Annotated in this window: 22 protein-coding genes; 3 read left to right on the top strand and 19 right to left on the bottom strand. The window is 69.9% G+C overall.

Annotation, left to right across the window (positions count from 1 at the left end; translation table 11 throughout):
* Position 1 precedes the first annotated feature (1 nt).
* Positions 2–820: a hypothetical protein gene (locus tag GA0070609_RS34145; protein ID WP_231928568.1), complete on the bottom strand. Its 819-nt coding sequence runs from the start codon at positions 818–820 to the stop codon at positions 2–4.
* A gap of 70 nt (positions 821–890) precedes the next feature.
* Here GA0070609_RS34145 and GA0070609_RS07415 point away from each other — a divergent pair, with 70 nt between their 5' ends.
* Positions 891–1,535 carry a DNA alkylation repair protein gene (locus GA0070609_RS07415; RefSeq protein ID WP_197700321.1) on the top strand — a complete coding sequence of 215 codons (645 nt, stop codon included), beginning with the start codon at positions 891–893 and terminating at the stop codon, positions 1,533–1,535.
* Positions 1,536–1,557: 22 nt separating this feature from the next.
* Here the strand turns inward: GA0070609_RS07415 and GA0070609_RS07410 are convergent, their stop codons facing one another.
* Entirely contained in the window at positions 1,558–1,917 is a 360-nt protein-coding gene (locus GA0070609_RS07410) for a VOC family protein (protein ID WP_088993120.1), read from the bottom strand.
* Positions 1,918–2,033: 116 nt separating this feature from the next.
* A complete protein-coding gene (locus GA0070609_RS07405; protein WP_088993119.1) occupies positions 2,034–2,405 on the bottom strand; it encodes a MerR family transcriptional regulator in 372 nt (123 codons plus the stop codon).
* Positions 2,406–2,469: 64 nt separating this feature from the next.
* Here GA0070609_RS07405 and GA0070609_RS07400 point away from each other — a divergent pair, with 64 nt between their 5' ends.
* Complete coding sequence (locus GA0070609_RS07400) at positions 2,470–3,273, top strand: aminotransferase class IV family protein (protein WP_172899302.1); 804 nt, start codon at positions 2,470–2,472, stop codon at positions 3,271–3,273.
* Positions 3,274–3,454: 181 nt separating this feature from the next.
* Here the strand turns inward: GA0070609_RS07400 and GA0070609_RS07395 are convergent, their stop codons facing one another.
* The 14 genes from GA0070609_RS07395 to GA0070609_RS07330 all read right to left on the bottom strand — a co-directional run bounded on the left by GA0070609_RS07395 (position 3,455) and on the right by GA0070609_RS07330 (position 18,301).
* Complete coding sequence (locus tag GA0070609_RS07395) at positions 3,455–3,859, bottom strand: DMT family transporter (RefSeq protein WP_088993118.1); 405 nt, start codon at positions 3,857–3,859, stop codon at positions 3,455–3,457.
* 37 nt (positions 3,860–3,896) lie between these two features.
* Positions 3,897–4,217 carry a DMT family transporter gene (locus GA0070609_RS07390; RefSeq protein ID WP_088993117.1) on the bottom strand — a complete coding sequence of 107 codons (321 nt, stop codon included), beginning with the start codon at positions 4,215–4,217 and terminating at the stop codon, positions 3,897–3,899.
* An 81-nt stretch (positions 4,218–4,298) separates the two neighbouring features.
* Positions 4,299–4,778, bottom strand: coding sequence for a MarR family winged helix-turn-helix transcriptional regulator (locus tag GA0070609_RS07385; protein ID WP_088993116.1), 480 nt, complete (start codon positions 4,776–4,778; stop codon positions 4,299–4,301).
* Between the two features lie 164 nt (positions 4,779–4,942).
* Entirely contained in the window at positions 4,943–5,932 is a 990-nt protein-coding gene (locus tag GA0070609_RS07380; protein ID WP_172899301.1) for a LacI family DNA-binding transcriptional regulator, read from the bottom strand.
* Between the two features lie 527 nt (positions 5,933–6,459).
* Entirely contained in the window at positions 6,460–8,016 is a 1,557-nt protein-coding gene (locus GA0070609_RS07375) for a non-reducing end alpha-L-arabinofuranosidase family hydrolase (protein WP_088993115.1), read from the bottom strand.
* Positions 8,017–8,346: 330 nt separating this feature from the next.
* Entirely contained in the window at positions 8,347–9,849 is a 1,503-nt protein-coding gene (araA, locus tag GA0070609_RS07370) for an L-arabinose isomerase (protein WP_088993114.1), read from the bottom strand.
* Between the two features lie 26 nt (positions 9,850–9,875).
* A complete protein-coding gene (gene yjfF, locus GA0070609_RS07365; protein WP_088993113.1) occupies positions 9,876–10,868 on the bottom strand; it encodes a galactofuranose ABC transporter, permease protein YjfF in 993 nt (330 codons plus the stop codon).
* Complete coding sequence (locus GA0070609_RS07360) at positions 10,865–11,935, bottom strand: ABC transporter permease (RefSeq protein ID WP_088993112.1); 1,071 nt, start codon at positions 11,933–11,935, stop codon at positions 10,865–10,867. The genes yjfF and GA0070609_RS07360 overlap by 4 nt, the downstream gene beginning before the upstream one ends.
* On the bottom strand, positions 11,932–13,470 hold the full coding sequence (locus GA0070609_RS07355; RefSeq protein WP_088993111.1) for a sugar ABC transporter ATP-binding protein: 1,539 nt from the start codon (positions 13,468–13,470) through the stop codon (positions 11,932–11,934). Before GA0070609_RS07355 ends, GA0070609_RS07360 begins: the two co-directional genes overlap by 4 nt.
* Before the next feature lie 90 nt (positions 13,471–13,560).
* On the bottom strand, positions 13,561–14,553 hold the full coding sequence (locus GA0070609_RS07350; RefSeq protein WP_088993110.1) for an ABC transporter substrate-binding protein: 993 nt from the start codon (positions 14,551–14,553) through the stop codon (positions 13,561–13,563).
* Between the two features lie 124 nt (positions 14,554–14,677).
* Positions 14,678–15,361, bottom strand: a complete 684-nt coding sequence (locus GA0070609_RS07345; RefSeq protein ID WP_172899300.1) for an L-ribulose-5-phosphate 4-epimerase — start codon at positions 15,359–15,361, stop codon at positions 14,678–14,680.
* The gene (gene araB / locus GA0070609_RS07340) at positions 15,358–17,043 is read right to left on the bottom strand and encodes a ribulokinase (protein ID WP_088993109.1); all 1,686 of its coding nucleotides are present in this window, start codon (positions 17,041–17,043) and stop codon (positions 15,358–15,360) included. Before araB ends, GA0070609_RS07345 begins: the two co-directional genes overlap by 4 nt.
* 215 nt (positions 17,044–17,258) lie before the next feature.
* Positions 17,259–17,807: a hypothetical protein gene (locus GA0070609_RS07335; protein ID WP_088993108.1), complete on the bottom strand. Its 549-nt coding sequence runs from the start codon at positions 17,805–17,807 to the stop codon at positions 17,259–17,261.
* Between the two features lie 98 nt (positions 17,808–17,905).
* A complete protein-coding gene (locus GA0070609_RS07330) occupies positions 17,906–18,301 on the bottom strand; it encodes a WYL domain-containing protein (protein ID WP_231928567.1) in 396 nt (131 codons plus the stop codon).
* Positions 18,302–18,436: 135 nt separating this feature from the next.
* Between GA0070609_RS07330 and GA0070609_RS07325 the strand changes: the two genes are divergently transcribed.
* On the top strand, positions 18,437–19,747 hold the full coding sequence (locus GA0070609_RS07325; RefSeq protein WP_231928566.1) for a phospholipase D-like domain-containing protein: 1,311 nt from the start codon (positions 18,437–18,439) through the stop codon (positions 19,745–19,747).
* A gap of 19 nt (positions 19,748–19,766) precedes the next feature.
* Here the strand turns inward: GA0070609_RS07325 and GA0070609_RS07320 are convergent, their stop codons facing one another.
* Together GA0070609_RS07320 and GA0070609_RS07315 are read right to left on the bottom strand one after the other, a co-directional pair.
* Positions 19,767–20,027 (bottom strand): YrhK family protein, encoded by a 261-nt coding sequence (locus GA0070609_RS07320; protein ID WP_197700226.1) that lies wholly within the window; start codon positions 20,025–20,027, stop codon positions 19,767–19,769.
* 174 nt (positions 20,028–20,201) lie between these two features.
* Entirely contained in the window at positions 20,202–20,600 is a 399-nt protein-coding gene (locus GA0070609_RS07315; protein ID WP_231928851.1) for a DUF1622 domain-containing protein, read from the bottom strand.
* Positions 20,601–20,682: the final 82 nt, after the last annotated feature.

The following is a 20,682-nucleotide window of genomic DNA, read 5'->3' as shown; positions in this document are numbered from 1 at the left end:
GTCAGTGCGATCGGTCCGGCTCGGCCGGGGCGAGCCAGCCGGCGTCGAGCTCGATACGGTCGTCGAAGACGACGTACTCCTGCTCGACGGCGACGATCTCCAGGCCGGTGCTCCGCAGAGCCGCGACGAGGTCATCGAGACGAGCGCGCGCGGTGGCGCGGCCCACCCGGTGGCACCGTTGGGTGACGAACCGCTCCTGCCGCCCGTCATCCCGCGCCCGCCGGGCGTTGCGGGACAGCCGGGCGTCGTGCCGCTCCGCCACCGTCGATGCCGTCGCCAGCGCGGAGACACCGGCGGGCAACAGCAGCTTGACGTGGTGCTCGAAATACCGTCCGGCCGGCTGGGCCGCGGCGTCCCCGTCGGTCACCGGCACACCGTCGCACCACGGCGCGGCCTCGATCTTGACCCGCGCGACGCCGAGACCGGCGGCCCGCAACCGAGCGGTCCACTGGTCGGCGACATCGCGCTGCCGGTGCAGCGGGCCGGATCCCGTCAGGGTCAGCATGGGCTGTGACGGCTTCTCGCCCTGGTCCAAGACCACGTGGGTGTACTTCAACCCGTGCTCCGCGGCGAAGCCTGCCAGCTCGCCGGCGTTCCACTCGTGCACGGTGATGTGGACCTCGAAGTCGCCACTGACATCGTTCGGGAAGCCGTCCTCGGACACGCCGCCCACCGTACGATCCCGCCCGGCACGGCCGCGACCTGGATTCCCACCGTGCGCGTGGTGACCTGGCCGCAGTTGTGCGGGAGCCTCGACGGCCAGCGCCCGGCGCCGGCCCGGCGTGGACGACATAAGGTCGACCTGCGTCGTAGGCTGCATCCTGCGCCTGATAAACCAGGAGGCTGAGGTGGCCGGGACGACGCTGGACGGGACGACGGTGGCCGAGGTGATGGCCGAGCTGGCCGCGCTCGAGGACCCGAAGGCACGCGAAGTCAACGAGAAGCACGGTGACGATCACGGTGTGAACCTCGGCAGGTTGCGTGCCCTCGCGAAGCGGCTCAAGACGCAGCAGGAACTCGCGCGGCAGCTCTGGGCGACCGGTGACACCGCGGCGCGACTGCTGGCGATCCTGATCTGCCGGCCGAAGGCGTTCGCGCGTGACGAGTTGGACGTCATGGTGCGCGAGGCGCGCACACCCAAGGTGCACGACTGGCTCGTGAACTACGTGGTGAAGAAGAACCCGCACGCCGAGGAGCTGCGCCTGGCCTGGTTCGCCGATCCGGATCCGGTGGTCGCGAGCGCCGGCTGGGCGTTGACCACCGAACGCGTGGCGAAGAAGCCCGAGGGCCTCGACCTCGCAGGTCTGCTCGACGTCATCGAGGCGGAGATGCGAGACGCCCCCGATCGCCTGCAATGGGCGATGAACCACTGCCTGGCCCAGATCGGTATCGAGCACGCCGAGCACCGCGCCCGCGCGATCGACATCGGCGAGCGCCTGGAGGTGCTCAAGGACTACCCGACGTCCCCGGGCTGCACGTCTCCGTTCGCGCCCGTCTGGATCACCGAGATGGTGCGCCGGCAGCCCGCCAGGTAGCCGGGGTCGGCTCACCTGCCGGCTACAGCCACTTGGTCAGGTTGAGCATGTTGCCGTCGGGGTCGAGCACGTGCGCGACCCGCTGGCCCCACGGCATGTCGTTGGGCTGGCCGGGCACGGCGCCGCCGGCCGACTCGACCTCGGGCAGCAGCGCGTCGACGTCCGGGACGTCCGCGCTGAGGATGATCCGGACCGGTGCGCCGATCTGGGTGTCATCCTTCTGCACGAGGCCGAGCGCGGTGTCGCCGATCCGCAGCTCGACGTAGAACTCCGGGCCCTCCTCGGGTACGCGCAGGGTCTGTATCGCGCCGAGCACCTTCTCGTAGAAGCTGCGCAGGCGGGGCAGGTCGGGCGTGCTGACGACGGGTTGGATCGAGGTCATCGGAACTCTCCTGAACGGTCGGCTGTCACGGAGGCAGACCAGTCAGCCCTCCGAAACTCATCGGTGCCGAGGAGTCCACGTGGTGGATCACGTCCCGGCAGCCCGTGATCGTCGCGTCATCGGGCGGTTGACCGCGCGTCGGCCGCGCGGGCGGTGGTGGTGAGGAGCGCGGCGAGTGCGGACCGGGCGTTCTGGAGCGTCGAGATCTTGTCGTCGAGGCCACGGAGCTGTTCCCGCAGGGTAGGCGCCGCGCAGTGCTCCAGTTCTGGGCCCGGACCCTCTACGCAGGGCAGCACCTCGCGGATGACGCTGGTGGGCAGGCCAGCGGCGAGCAACGCCCTGATGTGGCCGACCACGACCGGGGCGTCATCGGTGTACCGCCGGTGCCCACCTCCGACGCGGTACGAGGTGAGCAGTCCCTGCTCCTCGTAGTAGCGCAGGAGGCGTGGGCTGACGCCGGTCTCGCGAGCCAGTTCCCCGATCTTCATTCCCGTGTGACCTCCCTCATCCGCGCTTGAACCTCACATCGGTGTCAGATCCTACGTTTGCGATATGACCTCCTTCGTTGTTCAACGTAACGGCCGTGCGGCGACCGCCGAGGAGTTGACGCCGCTCGCCTTCGCGGGCTATGCCCACTTCACCGCCATGCAGGTACGCGGAGGCCGGGTCCGGGGCCTCGACCTTCATCTGGACCGGCTACGGCTCGCCTCGATGGAGATGTTCGGTCAGGCTCTGCCTGATGATCGGGTCCGCTCCTACCTGCGGACGGCGCTGAAGGCCGGTCCTGATGACCTCTCGCTGCTCGCCACGGTGTACTCGCCGGCGGGCGAGTTCACCGCGGCCCGGCCTGATGCGGAGCCGGAAGTGCTGGTCCGCACCGGGCCGGCCGCGTCCGGGCCGCCGGGCCCGCTGACGCTGGCGACGGTCGAGTACGAACGGGTCCTGCCGGCCGTGAAGCATGTCGGCGAGGTGGGGAAGACGTATTTCCTCCGTCAGGCCGTTGGACAGGGCTTCGACGACGTCGCTTTCGTTGACCGCCGGGGTCGACTCAGCGAAGGGTCGATCTGGAACCTGGCCTTCTGGGACGGCGCCGCGGTGGTGTGGCCCGCGGCCGAGATGCTGGGCGGGACCACGATGGGCATCGTCCGCCGGCAGTTGGATCGCCTCGGTGTCCCCCAGCGCGTCCAGGAGGTCACCCTTGCCGACCTGCCGGCGCTGGCCGGGGCCGTGGTCATGAACTCGTGGACGCCGGGTGTGGCGGTTCATCGGATCGGCTCGGTGCCGCTGCCGGAAGCACCGTCCTTCCTGGCGCTGCTGCACCGGGCGTACCAGGCCGAACCGCCGACCTCGCCGTGACGGCCGACCTGGCCCCGACTCCTGGCTGAACACGGGAGGGCCCCCTTCCAGGCGGGAGCCTGGAAGGGGGCCCTCCCACCGCAGTCACCGCCGACGGGTCACCACCGTCGACGAACGACTCTGACCGAATCCGGCACGGACCCTACGGCCATGACGACCAACCCTCCGCTTCGACCAGCGCTCACTGCATGGCGTCGGACGGGGTCGCGGCCTGTCGTACGTCGAGCGCCGGGCTGTCGGCGAGCTTCAGCCAGACGACCCCGCCGATGATCACGGCCAGCCAGACCGCGCGAACCGGGGTGAGCGACTCGGCGAAGAACACCGGGCCCAACAGCGCGGCCCCGACGGCGCCGATGCCCGCCCAGACGGCGTAGCCGATCCCGACGTCGATGCTCTTGAGTGCCACGCTGAGGCAGAACAACGTCAGGAGGAAGAAGACGACAGCGGAGATCGACCAGCCGAGGACGGTGAACCCCTGGCTCCCGCCGACACTGAGCGCGTAGCCGACCTCGAATGTGCCGGCGAGGAGAAGCACGAGCCAGGGGCCGGCCTTCTTCGAGTCGTTCATGGTCGTCGTCACGGTCATCGAATCAGTCCTTCGTGTGGTGTGGATGGGACGCGGGTCACGCGGCGCCGCTGAGCTGCAGCCCGACCACGCCGCCGATGACGATGAGGATGCCGAGCGCCTTCTTCCAGTTGAGGCGCTGAGCGAGGAAGAGCGCGCCGACGACCACGATTCCGACGCCGGCCACGCTGGTCCAGATCGCGTAGCCGACGCCGACGTCGAAGGTCAACAGCGCGAGGCTGAGGAAGAAGGTCGCAATCGCGCCGCTGGCCAGGGTGGCGATGGTCCACCACAGGCGCGTGAAGCCCTGCGCCTTGCTGGCGAAGAGGCCGACCGCGACCTCGAAGATGACGGCGATTCCCAGATGGAGCCAGCTCACGATGATCCTTTCGTCGTATCTGCTGCATGTACATGCATATTTCGGCACCTGACCGGGCTGCGACAACACCCAACCGACCCACTAGGGAGCGAGCAGGCGACCGATGTCACCCAGGGCTTGGCCCAGCTGCCGCGCATCCAACTGCGGGAAGTGCACTCCGACGTTGCCGAGAAGTTCCCGCACCCGCTGCTCGTAGGGACCCCGCACCTGCTTGAGCAGAGCCTCACCCTGCTCGGTGATGACCGCGTACACCCCGCGCCCGTCGTCCAGGCAGACGTCGCGGCGCGTCAGCCCCTTCGCCTCCAGCCGGCTCACCAGCCGGGTGACGGAGCTCTGGTTCAGGCCGACCCGTTGGGCAAGGTCGTTGACCCGCAGCTCCTTGTCGGCGGCCTGACTGAGGTACACCAGCGCGCGGTACTCCGTCAGGCCGACCCGGTAGGCGTCCGTGAGCCACCTGCCCAGACTCGCATCGACAGCGGAGGCGAAGGCCGCGACCTGCGACCAGGCCGGACTCACGACACCCGCAGCGGCGACTCCGGGTGTCGATAACTGCATGTGCATGCAGCTACCTTAGCACCGTGTCGTGGCATGACAACACCCACCGTCCAGATCGGCCGGTCGGTGCCGACCGAATCCTCAGGACCGCCCAGACCGCGATGTCCACGCCGGACGTCCGGCACCGCCCGGCGGCCGGCGATTGATCACCCGCGTCAGGGCTCGTGGGCTCAGCGACGCGGCGGGGCGCCGACGCTGCTGCGCGGAATGAGGGTCGGTGCGATGGTCCGCCTCAGCGGGCCGACGGCGTCCGACTCGAGCTGGGCCAGCAGCAGCTCCAGGCTCGCCCGACCGACCGCGGCGAAATCGGGCCGCACCGTCGTCAGCGGCGGGATGAAGTAGGCCGCCTCGGGTACGTCGTCGAAGCCGACCACGCTGATGTCGTCCGGCACCCGCCGGCCGTGCTCGTGCAGGGCCCGCAGCACACCGAGAGCCAGGTGATCGTTGGCGGTGAAGACCGCGGTGACCTCCGGCATCCGGGCCAGCATCTGCCCGCACCGGTACCCGGCCGCCGCGGACCAGTCCGCCGGCACCAGGGGCGGCACCTCGGCGCCGGCCATCTGCAAGGCCGCCTGCCATCCTTCGATCCGCCCGGCGCTGTCGAACCAGTCCGACGGCCCGGACACGTGCCAGACCGTCCGGTGCCCGGCGTCGAGGAGGTGCTGCGTGGCGGCTCGGGCACCGGCGACCTGATCGACCGTCACCAGGGGAACCGGCCGTCGAGGATCGCCGTCGACGGTCACCAGGGGCACGTCGTGGGGCAGCCGTTCGAGGGCCTCCCCGGCCGACTCGACGGGGGCGATCACCACGATGCCGGCGACCCGGTGCGCCAGGTGCCGCTCGACCGCGGCCGAGATCGACCGATGATCGAGGTCGCGCACGCTGCCGACGCTGACCGCGAAGCCGACCTCGGCAGCGGCCTGTTCGAGGGCGGCCAGCAGCGAGGCCGGGCCGTAGAGGGTGGTGTTCTGTGCCACCACGCCGATCACCTGGGATCGGCCGGTGACCAGCGCGCGGGCGGCGCGGTTCGGCCGGTAGCCGAGTTCGGCGATCGCCGCCTGGACCCGCAGCCGGGTCTGCTCGCGCACGTTCGGGTGGCCGTTGAGAACCCGGGACACCGTCTGGTGGGAGACGCCGGCGAGGCGCGCCACGTCCGTCATCGCAGGACCGCGCACGGCCACCTCACTCTCCCCACGTGCCTGCGGCGACCGCCCCAGGGCCGGCATCGGCCGAAACCGGCCGGGTGGCGCGAATCGCTCACGCAGCCGCCACGGCGGTTCTTCCGAGCGGCCGATAATTGATCGCCGACAGTCTACGCCAGCGGTCCCGCCGGGCCCGGCGCGGCCGAACCCACCGGAAGTGTGCCGTTTCCGGGGGGCCGAATAATTGACGGACACCATTTTTCGTCGCGCCGCCGGCGACGCATGGAGGTCGATTTTACGGCGCTTTCCGAAGTTGCGGAAAAATGCCGAGGAGAGCGCCAGGCGGCGGTCCGTGGGCGTCGCCCGTCGTTCACCGACCACCGGCGGCACCGAGCCGGGACGACCGTCCACGGCCACGCGGTGCCGCCCGGACCGCCGCGCACGATCATGATCGTCGGGCGGGGCCACCGACCGCCCGACCAGATCGGTCGGGCCGTCACGCGGAGCCGGCGCCCCCGCCCGGAGAGGCGGGGGCGCCGGTGTCCTCAGCAGGTCGAGTTGGTCTGGGTCAGCAGACCCATCCGCCAAGGCAGCGAGATGTACTCGCCGCCGGCGCTCGGGTCCTGCCCCTGGTAGAGGAACTGCAGCCGGCAGGGGTCGACCGGCACGGTCTGGTCGTTGCCGGACCGGATCAGCTCACCGTGGCTGAAGTCCTGCGTCCACGCGGCCCCGGAGAACGTGACATTGTTGCGGTGCGCGAACGGGTTGGACTCGGTGGCCAGGTGTGGCGTCCAGGAGCCGTTGAGGCTGCCGGACGTGAACGACCGGTACCAGCGGCGTCCGTTGGAACCGATCGCCTCCTGGAGTAGCAGGTACTGGTTGCTGCCCGCCACCTTGTACACCGCGGTGCCCTCGAACAGGTTGAAGGCGTTCGAGTCGCGCAGCGCGAACTGGGTGTTGCCGAACCCGTTCGGGAAGTTCGCCAGCGTCGTCTGCGACCGGTAGATGTTGCCGTTGTCGTCGCTGGAGAACAGGTAGCAGTTGGCGGTGTCGCAGATCATCCAGAAGTCGAGCCAGGCCCCGTTGCCCTTGTTCTGGGTGACGATCGCCGGCTCGCTGCTCATGAAGTTGCGGGGCGTCGTCCAGGATCGCGGGTTGCTCGGATCGGTGCTGGTCGAGTACGTCGGCAGCCCGGTCTGGTAGACCATGTACCACAGATTGTGCGGGGCGAAGTAGAAGATGTGCGGCGCCGCCCGGTAGCCGCGCCCGATCGGGGTGGCGGTGTCGAGGTAGGTGTGCGTCGCGGCGTTCGCCTGCGGCCAGTCCGGGAACGAGAAGTGCACCAGGTTCCAACCCTGCGAAGGGCTCGCCGTGGTCGCGTACACCTGCCACGCGTTGTTGTGGCGCACCACCGTGTAGTCCTTGATCGCCCGGACGTCCGGGTGGGCCGCATCCGGCTTCGGACCGGCGAGGACCCCGCTGGAGCTCCACCGGATCGACGACGGCAGGCCGGCACCGGGGTTGCCGGAGTCTCCGACGCGTACGAGTTGCCACTGCTGGTTGGTCCCGCCCCAGTCGTCGTACTGCACGACGTTCGCCCCGTCGGCGGTCGAGGCGCCCTGCACCTCCAGCGCCTTGTTCGAGTTCCGGTTGATCAACCGCACCTGACCACCGGCCGAGTCCGCCAACCGGAACTGCTGGTTGGTGCCGTTGTGATCCGACCACTGCACGATGCTGGCACCGTTGGCCGTGGAGAAGTTGTACACGTCCAGCACCTTGCCGGAGTGCCGCGACTTCAACCGGTAGTAGCCACCACCGGAATCCACGAACTGCCACTGCTGCCAGTTCCCGTCGTTGCGCGACCACTGCGTGATCCGCGCTCCGTCGTTCGTGGCCAGGTTGTACACATCCAACGCCTTGCCGCTGTTGCGGTTCACCAACACGTACCACGCGTTGGTGTCCACCGTCGCCGCCGACGCCGGCGACGGTGCCACCGCAACGAGCAGGCCGCCCACCACCACCGCCGCGGTGACGGCGGCGAGCCGGGATGACCATGTACGGCGAGGTGGCACGGCCCGGCTGGGCCCACCGATGGCAACCATGATTCTCCTTCGAGATCAGGAACTGGAAACGAATCCGTTGGCCGTCATCCCGGGGACACCCGGATCACCCGGGCCTGTCACGCACTCGCTCTGTGATCGCTAACAAGGCTGCCTCTGCCCAATGAGGCGCTCGATCCCCGCGATCCGCAGGGGGCCATCTCAGGCCCGGCTAGCCGAGATGGACGACCGTCCGCACATCGACTGTGAACGATAACACCAGGATAGTCAAGACGGTCGCTGGCCGGCTTTGGCCGCCACTTCCGGAGGTACCGACGACACCGCCGCGCGGCGCCTGGGGCCGGCACCGGCCGGCCCCAGCGGAACGGGGGCTCAGAACCCCCGGGCGAGCCGGTGGTACGCCTGGCTCCAGCGGATCTCGTCGGCGAAGCGCCGCGGATCGGTGTCCGCGTCGATGACGACCAGCTCCGTGCGGGTCATCTCGGCGAGGTCGTGCAGCTCCTCCACGCCGACGGCCTGCGACAGCACGGTGTGGTGCGGGGCGCCGGCGGTGATCCAGGCCTCCGCCGAGCCGGCGAGGTGCGGGCGGGGCCGCCAGACCGCCCGGGCCACCGGCAGCCGGCGCAGCGGGTGCGGTGGTGTCACCACGTCGACCTCGTTGGCGACCAGCCGGAAGCGCTCGCCCATGTCCGCCAGGCCCAGCACCACCGCCGGCCCCGGTGCGGCGTCGAACACCATCCGGACCGGATCCTCCCGGCCACCGATGCTCAACGGATGGATCTCCACGCTCGGGGTGTCGGCGGCGATGGTCGGGCACACCTCGAGCATGTGGGCACCGAGCACCAGTTCCTCGCCCGGGGTGAGGTCGTAGGTGTAGTCCTCCATGAACGACGTTCCGCCCTCGACCCCGACCGCCATCGCCTTGAGGGTGTGCACCAGCACGGAGGTCTTCCAGTCGCCCTCACCGCCGAAGCCGTAGCCGTCGCTCATCAGCCGCTGCACGGCGATGCCGGGCAGTTGGCGTAGGCCGCCGAGGTCCTCGAAGTTGGTGGTGAAGGCCCGGAAGCCGCCCTCGTCGAGGAAGGCGCGCAGCCCCAGTTCCAACCGTGCGGCGTAGCGCAGGGAGTCGTGGCGCGGACCGCCCGGGCGCAGCCGCGGGTCGACCCGGAATGTGTCGTCGTACTCCTTGACCAGGTCGTCGATCTCCGCCTCCGCCACCTGGTCGACCACCGCGACCAGGTCGTTGACGCCGTAGGTGTTCACCGACACGCCGAAGCGCAGCTCCGCCTCGACCTTGTCGCCCTCGGTCACGGCCACGTCGCGCATGTTGTCCCCGAAGCGGGCCAGCCGCAGCGAGCGCATCGCCGACCAGCCCAGCGCCGCGCGGGACCAGGCGCCGACCCGCGCGATCACCCGCGGATCGCTCACGTGGCCGGCGACGGTCTTGCGGGCGACGCCCAGCCGGGTCTGGATGAAGCCGAACTCGCGGTCGCCGTGCGCCGCCTGGTTCAGGTTCATGAAGTCCATGTCGATCTCGTCCCACGGCAGCAGGACGTTGGCCTGGGTGTGCAGGTGCAGCAGCGGTGTCTGCAGCGCGTCCAGGCCGGCGATCCACATCTTGGCCGGCGAGAAGGTGTGCATCCAGGCGATCACCCCGACCGCTCCCTGCACGGCCGCGTCCCGACAGGCCTTGAGGATGTCGGCGCTGGAGGTCAGGACCGGCTTCCAGACCACCCGGACCGGGATGCCCGGCGAGTCGTCGAGTTGCGCGGCGATCTGCCGGGACTGGTCGGCGACCTGTCGGAGGGTGTCCTCGCCGTACAGTCCCTGGCTGCCGGTGAGGAACCAGACCTCGGGTTCGGGATGCGTTGCCATGGAGTTGCCTTCCGCGAGAGGGGCGGTCACTTGAAGCGGATGCCGATGAGGCGCTGCAGGAGGATGAAGGCGAAGAGCAGGCCACCGATCACGATCCGGGTCCACCAGGAGTTGAGGCTCCCGTCGAAGGTGATCAGGGTCTGGATGACGCCCAGCACCAGCACGCCCAGGACGGTGCCGAAGACGTAACCGGACCCGCCGGTGAGCACGGTGCCGCCGATGACGACCGCCGCGATCACGTCCAGCTCCATGCCGACGGCGATCAGCGGGGCGCCGGAGAGCGTGTAGAACGACAGCAGGATGCCGCCGATCGCCGAGCAGAGCCCGCTGACCGTGTAGACGGCGATCCGGGTACGGCCCACCGGCAGGCCCATCAGCAGCGCCGACTGGGGGTTGCCGCCGATCGCGTACACGGTGCGGCCGAAGCGGGTGTACGCCAGCACGTACGCGGCGACGAGGACGACCGCGAACGCGATCAGCACGCTGATCGAGACGAAGTTCCCGCGCGGGTCGCCGATGCGCTGCTGCGACGCGGCCGTCCAGAAGCCGTCGGTGATGGGGATGGACGACTGGCTGATGAAGGTGCACATGCCGCGAGCGAAGAACATGCCGGCGAGGGTGACGATGAACGGTTGGAGTTCGAAGAAGTGGATCGCGCAGCCCATCAGGAAGCCGAGTGTGGGGCCGATGAGCAGCGCGATGACGAGCACCAGCGCCGCGGGCAGCCCGTCGCGCAGCAGCGACGCCGACACCATCGCGGTCATCGCGACGACGGAGCCGACCGAGAGGTCGATGCCCCCGGTGAGGATCACGAAGGTCATGCCGACCGCGACGACCAGCAGGAAGCCGTTGTCGATGAAGACGTTGAAGACGACCTGAATGTTGGAGAACGCCCGGTACTGGGACACGCCGATGCCGTACATGACCAGCAGCAGGGCGAGGGTGACCAGGACCGGCACGTGCCGGCGGGGCAGACTGGGCCGCCAGCCGCGGACGCCGGTCAGCGACGTGCTGCTCATGCGGCCACCTCTTCCTTCTCGCGCGGTGCGGCCGCCGGCCTGGTCCGAGGTGAACGCCGTCGACGATTGAACTTCGCCCGGAACGCCGGCGCCTGGATGAGGCAGACGGCGATGACGACGACCGCCTTGAACAACAGGGACGTCTGCGGCGAGATGTCCATGGCGTACACCGTGGTGGTGAGGGTCTGGATGATCAGCGCGCCGAGGACCGTGCCGCTGAGGGAGAACCGGCCGCCGGCGAGGGAGGTGCCGCCGATGACCACCGCGAGGATGGCGTCGAGCTCCACCCACAGACCGGCGGCGTTACCGTCGGCGCTGGAGACGTTGGCGGTGATCATGAATCCGGCGATCGCGGCGCAGGCGGCGCTGACCACGTACACCAGGAAGATGATCCGGCTGGAGCGGATGCCGGCGAGCCGGCTGGCCTCGGCGTTGCCGCCGACCGATTCGACGATCAGGCCGAGGGCGGTGCGCCGGGTGAGCGCGGCGACGAGCAGGGCCGCGGCCAGGGCGATGAAGATGGCCAGCGGCAGGGTCAGGAAGTGTCCGAGCCCGATCGCCCGGTACGGGGCGGAGTTGATCGTGACGATCTGACCCTCGGTGAGCAGTTGTGCGAGCCCTCGGCCGGCCACCATCAGGATCAGGGTGGCGATGATGGGCTGGATGCCGATGACGGCGACCAGCACCCCGTTCCAGGCGCCGAGCACGAGTGCGGCGCCGAAGGCGAGGGCGAGTGCCGTGAAGACAGTGGACAGGCTGTTCGGGTCGGGCGCCTGACTGATGACGACGCAGGCGATGGCGCCGCTGATGGCGCAGAGCGACCCGACGGACAGGTCTATGCCGCCGGTGGCGATGACGAGGGTCATGCCCAGCGCCACCAGCATCAGTGGTGCGCTCAGACGGAGGATGTCCACCGGGGTGCCGTAGAGGTTGCCGTTCTTGACCTCGATGGACAGGAAGCCGGGCCGGTAGATGGTGTTGGCCAGGATCATGATCACCAACACGAGCGCGGGCCAGAACAGGCGGTGGCCGGTCAGCGGACGGAGGCGCTCGGCGACGGCGCTCATCGTTGCACCTCCTCGTTGCTGGTTCCGCTGGCGATGGTCTGCATGACACGGTCGGCGTCGAGGCTGTCGTCGTTGTCGAGCTGGGCCACCATCGTCCGGTCGCGCATGACGGCGACCCGGTGGCTCAACCGCAGCACCTCTTCCAGCTCGGCGGAGATGAACAGAACTGCCACTCCCCCGTCGGAAAGCTCCACCACCAGCTTCTGGATCTCGGCCTTCGCGCCGATGTCGATGCCGCGGGTGGGTTCGTCGAGGATCAGCAGACGTGGTTCGGTGATGAGCCAGCGGGCCAGGAGCACCTTCTGCTGGTTGCCACCGGACAGGTTGCGCACCGGCAGGTCGGGGTTCGCCGGTCGGATGCTGAGCGCCTTGACGTACCTCTCGACGAGCTCGTCCTGCCGCCGCCGGGGGATCGGCCGCAGCCAGCCACGGGCCGCCTGCATGGCGAGGATCATGTTCTCGCGGACCGACAGCTCGGGGACGATGCCCTCCGCCCGGCGGTCTTCCGAGCAGAATCCGACGCCGTGGTCGATGGCCTGCACCGGGTTGCGCAGCGACGCCTTGCTGCCCCGCACCGCGACCTGGCCGTGGTCGGCCCGGTCGGCACCGAAGAGCAATCGAGCCACCTCGGTGCGGCCGGAGCCGAGCAGTCCGGCCAGGCCGACCACCTCACCGGCGTGGATACGCAGGCTGAACGGGGCGACGGCGCCCTTGCGGCCGAGCTGCGTGGCGTCGACCAGCGGGGTCTCGTCGGGCCGGACGGCGGTGCGCTTCTGCTGCTCGTCGAGGCGCTCCAGGACGTCGAGTTCCTTGCCGATCATCTTCTCGACGAGGCTGAACTGCGGCAGCTCGCCGGTCCGGTACTCCCCCACCAGGGCGCCGTTGCGCAGCACCGTGATCCGGTCGGCGACCGCGTACACCTGGTCGAGGAAGTGCGTGACGAACAGGATCGCGATGCCCTGGTCACGCAGCTGGCGCATGATCCGGAACAGCTGTGCCACCTCGCCGGCGTCCAGGCTGGAGGTCGGCTCGTCGAGGATCAGCACCCGGGCCCGCACGTCGATCGCCCGGGCGATGGCGACCATCTGCTGCACGGCCAACGAGTACGTGCCGAGCTGCGCGGTGACGTCGAGGTCGAGGTCGAGCCGGGCCAGGAGTTCCCGCGCCCGCCGGCGCATCTCCCCCCACCGGACGGCGCCCAGGCGACGCGGCTCCCGGCCGATGAAGATGTTCTCCGCCACCGACAGGTTGGTGCAGAGATTGACCTCCTGGTAGACGGTGCTGACGCCGGCGGCGGCCGCCTGCATCGGGCCGGTGAAGGCGACCTGCTCGCCGGCGAGGGTGATCACGCCGTCGTCGGTGTCGTAGACGCCGGTCAACACCTTGATCAGGGTCGACTTGCCGGCGCCGTTCTCACCCATGAGGGCGTGGACCTCGCCGGGAAACAGCCGGAAGTCGACGTCCTGGAGGGCGCGGACCCCGGGGAAGGTCTTGCGTATCCCGGTCATGGTCAGGATCGGCTGGCTACCTGTCATCCCATCAGACCTCTTCTGGATGGTGTCGGTAGGAAGGAGCGGCACGACGGGCCGGGGCCGCCGTACGCGGACGGCGGCCCCGGCGTCGTATCAGTACTTGCGGTTGGGCAGGGCCTCCTTGGCCTGCTCCTGGGTGAAGGTGGTCTCCTCGGTCTCGATACGGGCGGGGATCTCCTCGCCGGCGTGGACCTTCTTCACGAGTTCCATGAGCTGCGGGCCGAGCAGCGGGCTGCACTCCGCGATGAAGTTGAACTTGCCGTCCGCGAGGGCCTGCATGCCGTCCTTCACCGCGTCGACGGTGATGATGACGATGTCCTTGCCGGGCGTCTTGCCCGCCGCGGTGATCGCCTCAAGGGCACCCAGGCCCATGTCGTCGTTGTGCGCGAAGAGCACGTCGATCTTCGGGTTGGCCTTGAGGAACTGTTCCATGACCTGCTTGCCGTCGGCGCGCTTGAAGTCACCCGACTGGGAGGCGATGATCTTCAGGTTGGGGTTCGCGGCGATCGCGTTCGCGAAGCCTTCCTTGCGGTCGTTGGCCGGCGCCGAGCCGGTCGTGCCCTGGAGTTCGACGATGTTCACCGGCCCGGTCGCGCTCTTGGTCTGCTCGACCAGCCACTCGCCGGCGAGGCGGCCCTCCTTGACGAAGTCGGAGCCGAGGAACGACTTGTAGAGCGTCTTGTCGGGCGAGTCGACGGCGCGGTCGGTCAGGATGACCGGGATCCCCGCGTCCTTGGCCTCCTTGAGGACGGTGTCCCAGCCGGACTCCACCACCGGCGAGAAGGCGATCACGTCGACCTTCTGCTGGATGAAGTTCCGGATCGCCTTGATCTGGTTCTCCTGCTTCTGCTGGGCGTCGTCGAACTTCAGCTCGATCCCGGCCGCGGCGGCGGCCTCCTTGATCGAGGTGGTGTTCGCCGTCCGCCAGCCACTTTCCGCGCCGACCTGGGAGAAGCCCAGAACGATCTTGTCGCCGGCGCCGGAACCGCCGCCGGTGTCACTGTTGCCGCAGGCCGCCAGGCTGCCCGCGAGCAGCACCGTGGCGACGGTCGCGATGATGGCGCGTGCTGTTCCCGTGGTTCTCATCGGTTCTCCTCGGGGGTTGGGTCATCCGGATCGCGGCCTCGACGGTGTGCGGCCCGGCTGTGGTGGAGGTGCGTGCGACCGGAGCGGCGGATGAGCGGCGCCGGCCCGGAGGTGCGGGGGCCGCTCAGCCCGTCGCCGGGCGTTGGCCGTAGACGTTCTGGTAGCGGTCGTGGAGCGAGTCGATGTCGGCCTGCGCGATCGGCAGCGGCTGCCCGAGGGCGCGGGCCAGGTGCGCGGTGCGGGCCACGTCCTCGCACATCACCGCGGCCTTCACCGCCGCGCGGGCGTTCCTGCCGATCGTGAAGACCCCGTGGTTGCGCATGAGCACCGCGGGTGAGCGGTGCCCGGACAGGGTGCTGACGATCCCCTTGCCGATGTCGTCCCCGCCGATCAGCGCGAACGGCCCGACCGGGATCTCTCCGCCGAACTCGTCGGCCTGGGCGGTCAGCCAGCACGGGATCGCCTCGCCCCGGGCCGCCCAGGCGGTGGCGTAGCCGCTGTGGGTGTGCACGACGCCGCCGACCTCCGGCATCGCGCGGTAGACGTACGCGTGGGCGGCGGTGTCGCTGGACGGGGCGCCGGCGCCGTCGACGACGTTGCCGTTGAGGTCACAGACGACCATGGCCTCCGCGGTGAGGTCGTCGTAGTCGACGCCGCTGGGCTTGATGACCATCAGCTCCCGGCCGGGGACCCGGGCCGACACGTTTCCGGCGGTCCACGCCACGAGGTCGTACCGGGTGAGTTCGCGGTGCAGGCCGGCGACGGTCTCCCGCAGCGCGGCGACCTGTCGGGTCAGGTCGGTTTTCATCCGGCCACCTCCAGAACCGGGTCGGCCTGCGGCGCGGACCCGTCGAGGGCCGCGTTCCGGATCGCCCGCAGGCGGAGCATGACGTCGTTGCCGCCGCGGCCGAAGTGGTCGTGCAGCGCTCGGTACTCGGCGAAGAGGGCGTCGTAGGCGCGCACGTTGTCCGGGTCCGGCCGGTAGACGCCCTCGTGCACCCGGCCCATCGCCGCCGACGCCTCGTGGATCGACGGGTACGCCCCGGCCGCGACCGCCGCGTGGATGGCCGAGCCGAGCGCCGGCCCCTGGGCGGAGCCGATGATGCTCAGCGGGCGGTTGGTGACGTCGGCGTAGATCTGCATCAGCAGCCGGTTCGAGGTGAGGCCGCCGGCCACGACGAGGTCGGTGACCGGCACCCCGGCGGCGACGAACGCCTCGATGATCATCCGAGTGCCGTACGCGGTGGACTCCAACAGCGCCCGGTAGACGTCCTGCGGCCGGGTGGCCAGCGTCAGCCCGACGATCAGGCCGCTCAGGTCGTGGTTGACCAGCAGCGAGCGGTTGCCGTTCCACCAGTCGAGCGCCATCAGGCCGTGCGCCCCGACCGGCTGGGCGGCGGCCAGTTCGGTCAGCCGCTCGTGCGAGTCCGCGCCGGCCGGAGCGGCGTGCTTGACGAACCAACCGAAGATGTCGCCGACGCCGCTCTGCCCGGCTTCGTAGCCCCAGGCAGCGGGGCTGATGCCGCCGTCGACGACGCCGCACATGCCGGGCACCTCGGCGGGCCGGTCGCCGTTGAGGACGTGGCAGGTGGACGTACCCATGATGGCCACCAGCCGGCCGGGCGTCAGGGCCCGGGCGGCGGCGGCGGTGACGTGCGCGTCGACGTTGCCGACCGCGACCGCGATGCCCTCCGGCAGCCCGGTCCAGGCCGCCGCCCGGGCGGTGAGGGTGCCGGCGCGGGCGCCCAGTGGCAGCAGCGGACCGTCCAGCTTGGTCACGAAGTCGGCGAAGCCCGGGTCGAGGGCGCTCAGGTAGTCGCTCGACGGGTACCGGCCGTCCTGCCGGATGCCCTTGTAACCGGCGGTGCAGGCGTTACGGGTCTCGGTGCCGCACAGCTGCCACACGATCCAGTCGGCCGCCTCGATGAAGCGTTCGGCCCGCCGGTAGACCTCCGGGTCCTCCACGAGGAGTTGCAGGCCCTTGGCGAACTGCCACTCGGCGGAGATCTTGCCGCCGTAGCGGCCGATCCACGGCTCGCGCCGCTCGTGGGCCAGCGCGTTGATCCGGTCGGCGTGCGGCTGGGCGGCGTGGTGCTTCCACAGCTTGACCCAGGCGTGCGGCCGGTGGCGCAGCTCCGGGATCTCGCACAGCGGGGTGCCGTCGGCGAGGGTCGGCAGGACCGTGCAGGCGGTGAAGTCCGTACCGATCCCGATGACCTGGTCGGGGTGTACGCCGGCGGCGGACAGCGCGGCGGGGACGGCGTGGCGCAGGACGTCCCGGTAGTCCTCCGGGTCCTGCAGCGCCCAGTCGGGGGGCAGCGCCGGCCCTCCGACGGGGAGCGCGGACTCGATCACGCCGTGGCGGTACTCGTGCACAGCGGTGCCGACCTCGGCGCCGTCGCGTACCCGGACCACCAGGGCCCGCCCGGAGAGCGTGCCGTAGTCGACTCCGACCACGTACCGCTCGCCAGCCCCGTCGGCACTGCTCATGACCACCTCCGAACCGTCACGGCTCAGTGTTAACGCTCACATCCAGGCTCGTCAAGATACTCATCGGCAACAGCTCCGTAACGTACGGCGGTGACGCTCCGTACGAATTAGACGGTTATGCGCGGATGGCGGATCACCTGGACCGACAGCCGGTGGCACCTGGGTCCGGTCGGTGATGTGTTAACGAAAACAGCGAGCGATTGGCGTGGCTCCGCTCAGGCTTCGGCAGCCGGCGGCGCGGACGGCGGCAGCGGCAACTCGACGGCCTCCTCGACCCGCATCGTCGAGTGCGCCGGCGGCAGCTTCTCCGCTCGCGATGAGCGGCTGTGCAGCCGCCCCCGGCCGGTCGGGTCCGGCCGCCCGTCCACCTGGCAGGTCACCATCCGGATCGGCGCCGGTGGCGCGGTGAACCGGCCGGCGCCCCAGCGCACCCAGAGCGGGATCCGCCCCGCGTCGGCTTCGGCGAGCAGCTTCTCCCAGGTCCGGCGGCGCGTACCGTGATCGATCTCGATGACGACCGGTGGCCCGTCCGGGCGCGCACAGGCCACGTCGAGCACCGACCGCTGTGCGGACATCGGCGGCGGCAGCGGCAGCACGCTGGGTGCCCGCCGGTAGACCCGCCAGCCCTGCTCCGTCGCCCAGCCCACCACCGCCTCGATCAGCCGGGCGGTGACCTGGTCGGTGGTCAGGTCGGTGAAGGTGACAGCATCGAGCCGGTCCCCCAGCGACGCCGCCAAGCGCTCCCCGTCCGCACCGACCACCACCGCCGCAGGGTAACCGCGCGCCGGCCGTCGCCGCCGGCAGGGCACCGGGAGGCCGGGTCAGTCGGAGCGCCCAGACCGCCCCGCAGGTCGGCCCCGGGTCACCGCGACCCGGAGCCGGCCGCCGTTCCCCCGCTGTCCGCAGCGGACACCTGCTCGGCCGCGCTGGTTAGCCGGGCCGCCAGCGTCCTGACGTGCTCGACGAGCTCCGGGGGTTCGTGCACCTGGAAGTCGAACCCCTTCGTCGCCACGTAGATGGCCAGCTCGTCCAGCGAGTTGGACCCGGCCCGCAGGGTGCAGCTGTGCTCGTCGATCGGCTCCAGTGCCCCCGTGGTGGGCGCGATCCGCTCCGCCGCGGTCTCCGCGCTGACGTGCAGGGTGATGCGAGGTCGCCGACCTCGGTCCAGGCCGCCCGACCCGCACCATCGGTTACGCCACCACAGCCGAACTGGGCCAGACGGCCGCCCTTCGCGCCCTGATCCGCGAGCTACGGGCAACGGCCGCACCCGCGATCCGCAGGGTCACGACGTCCGCGACCCCCACCATCGTCGCGACGCCGACCCGGCCGTGACCTTCCCAGCCCGGCAGGTCGAGGGCTAGTGCGGCGTCCACGCCGGTGCCATCATCGGCACATGTCGATTCGTAAATTTCTGCCACGACTCGCGACCCGGTCGGCACTGGTCTTCATGACCGTCCTCGCCGCCGCCGGCGTCCCCGCCCTGCTCCCCGCGCCGGCCAGCGCCGCCGAGCCCGACCCGGTGCTGAACAGACCGGTGTTCAGCCGGCCGCTCGGCTCGGCCGGCGAGCAGAATGCGATCTTCATGCAGCTGGCCCGGATCATCGACCGGGTGCCGGCGGGCGAAGAGATCCAGATGTCGTGGTTCCACTTCTCGTTCTCGGACGTGACGGATTCGGCCACCACCCCGGACATCCCCGGCCGCCTGATCCGGGCACACCAACGGGGCGTCCGGGTGAAGATCATCCTCGACCAGTCCTCGGCCACCGGGCGCCCGTTCCAACGCCTGCAACCGGCCCTCGGCTCGACCGACACCGCCGGCTCGTACATCGTGCACTGCGCGGACCGGTTTCCCAGCCAGGACCGCGGCTGCATCGGCACCCGGGCGATCCACTACACCGACTCGACGGTCACCGCGTACAACCACAACAAGTTCCTGACCGCCTCGAAGGTCGTGCTCGACACCGGGGCGATCGTGTCCAACGTGGTGTTCCAGGGCTCGGCGAACCTGACCTGGTGGGACGCGAACGAGGCGTACAACAACGGGGTCACGTTCAGCGACGCCACCACGTACAACGCCTACCGGACGTACTTCGCGGACCTGCGCTCGCACCGGTACAGCTCGACCGGCGACAACGACTACTACTGGCTGACACCCACCGGCAGCACCTACAAGGCGCACTTCTTCCCGCGCCGGGAACGGTCCGGCCAGCCGGTCTCCGACCCGGCCACCGACACCGTGGTCAGCATCCTGAACGCGGTGACCTCGTGCAGCTACGACGACGCGGGCACCCGCCGGCAGACCGACGTCCGGGTCAACATGTACTCGTTCACCCGACCCGAGGTGGCCAAGCGGCTCACCGCGCTGCGCAACGCCGGGTGCTGGGTCGACGTCGTCTACACCGAGGCCAACACCGCGGTGCTCAACGCGCTGGGCAGCAACATCCAGCTCACCAGGTGCAACTTCAACGTCGGCCCGGGGCTGGACGTCCGGACCCACAACAAGTACATGCTGATCGACGGCGCGTACGACGACGACATCGTGCCCCGGGTCTTCACCGGCAGTCACAACTACGCCGTCTCGGCGCTGCGGCAGGCCGACGAGACCCTGTTACGGATCATGGGGCGCGGCATGCACGACGACTACCTGCGCGACTTCTGGCACGTCCGGGACACCTGCCGAGCCCGCGGCGGAGCGATCCGCTGAGCGTCCGGAAGGGGCAACTTCAGTTCGTGACCTCGCTGGGCTGACTCGACACTTCGGCGGTCGACGGGTCGACACCGTGGTCCCGGAGGATCCGCCGGCCGAGAGCCCGGACCACCTCGCCCAGTGCCCCGAGAACCATGGCGAAGCTGCCGGACAGAAAGAAGTACCTCGCGGTGTGCGCGATGTCCATCACGAACAGCACGCTGCCGACGAGGAAGAAGACATTGCCGACCAGGCCGATGGCCAGGTGGACCAGCGGATACCGACGGATGAACGCCACGAGTCCCCGACGACGCCCGGGTGTCAGGTTCGGCGGGGACATTCTCGACACCTGGGGATACTGTCCTGCTCTCTTCAGGTGCACTCCCGGCGGATACACGGGATGCACGCGTGCAAGGTCAAGATGCGGCGGTACCCGGACGTCGGATCGGTCAAACGGGCGGCCGCGAGCAGGTCACTCGGCGGCGGGCTGGGCACGCCCGGAGCCGGCGGCCGGCGCTCTGCCCGTAGCCGTCCGCGCCCGGGCCTGCCAGGGCCACCGCCCCTCCAACTCGACCTCCAGCGAGATGCTCAGGAAGGTACGCACCGCGACGATCAGCGCCAGGACACCGACGCTCTGGAACGTGGGCGAGACGGCCACCGTACGGATGATGTCGCCGGCCACCAGGAACTCCAGCCCCAGCAGGATCGCCCGGCCGACCCCCTGCCGAAACTGGGGGTAGACAACGATCAGCTCCCGGACGCGCACGTAGCGGTAGACGAAGACGACGGTCGCGATGACGACGCCGACCGCGATTATCAGCACGCCAACGAGATCCAACAACTCGCCGACCCGCTCGGCGATCTCCTTCATGGACAACTGCCGATCCTCCTTCCGTCGCTGACAAACCAAGGCGATGACGGCAGAGGTTGCCTGGACCGTCACGGCGCGGTCC

It is taken from the genome of Micromonospora echinaurantiaca (assembly GCF_900090235.1).
Lineage (GTDB): Bacteria > Actinomycetota > Actinomycetes > Mycobacteriales > Micromonosporaceae > Micromonospora > Micromonospora echinaurantiaca.
Note: the sequence above shows the minus strand (reverse complement) of the source record. Positions and strands in the feature narration are given on the sequence as shown.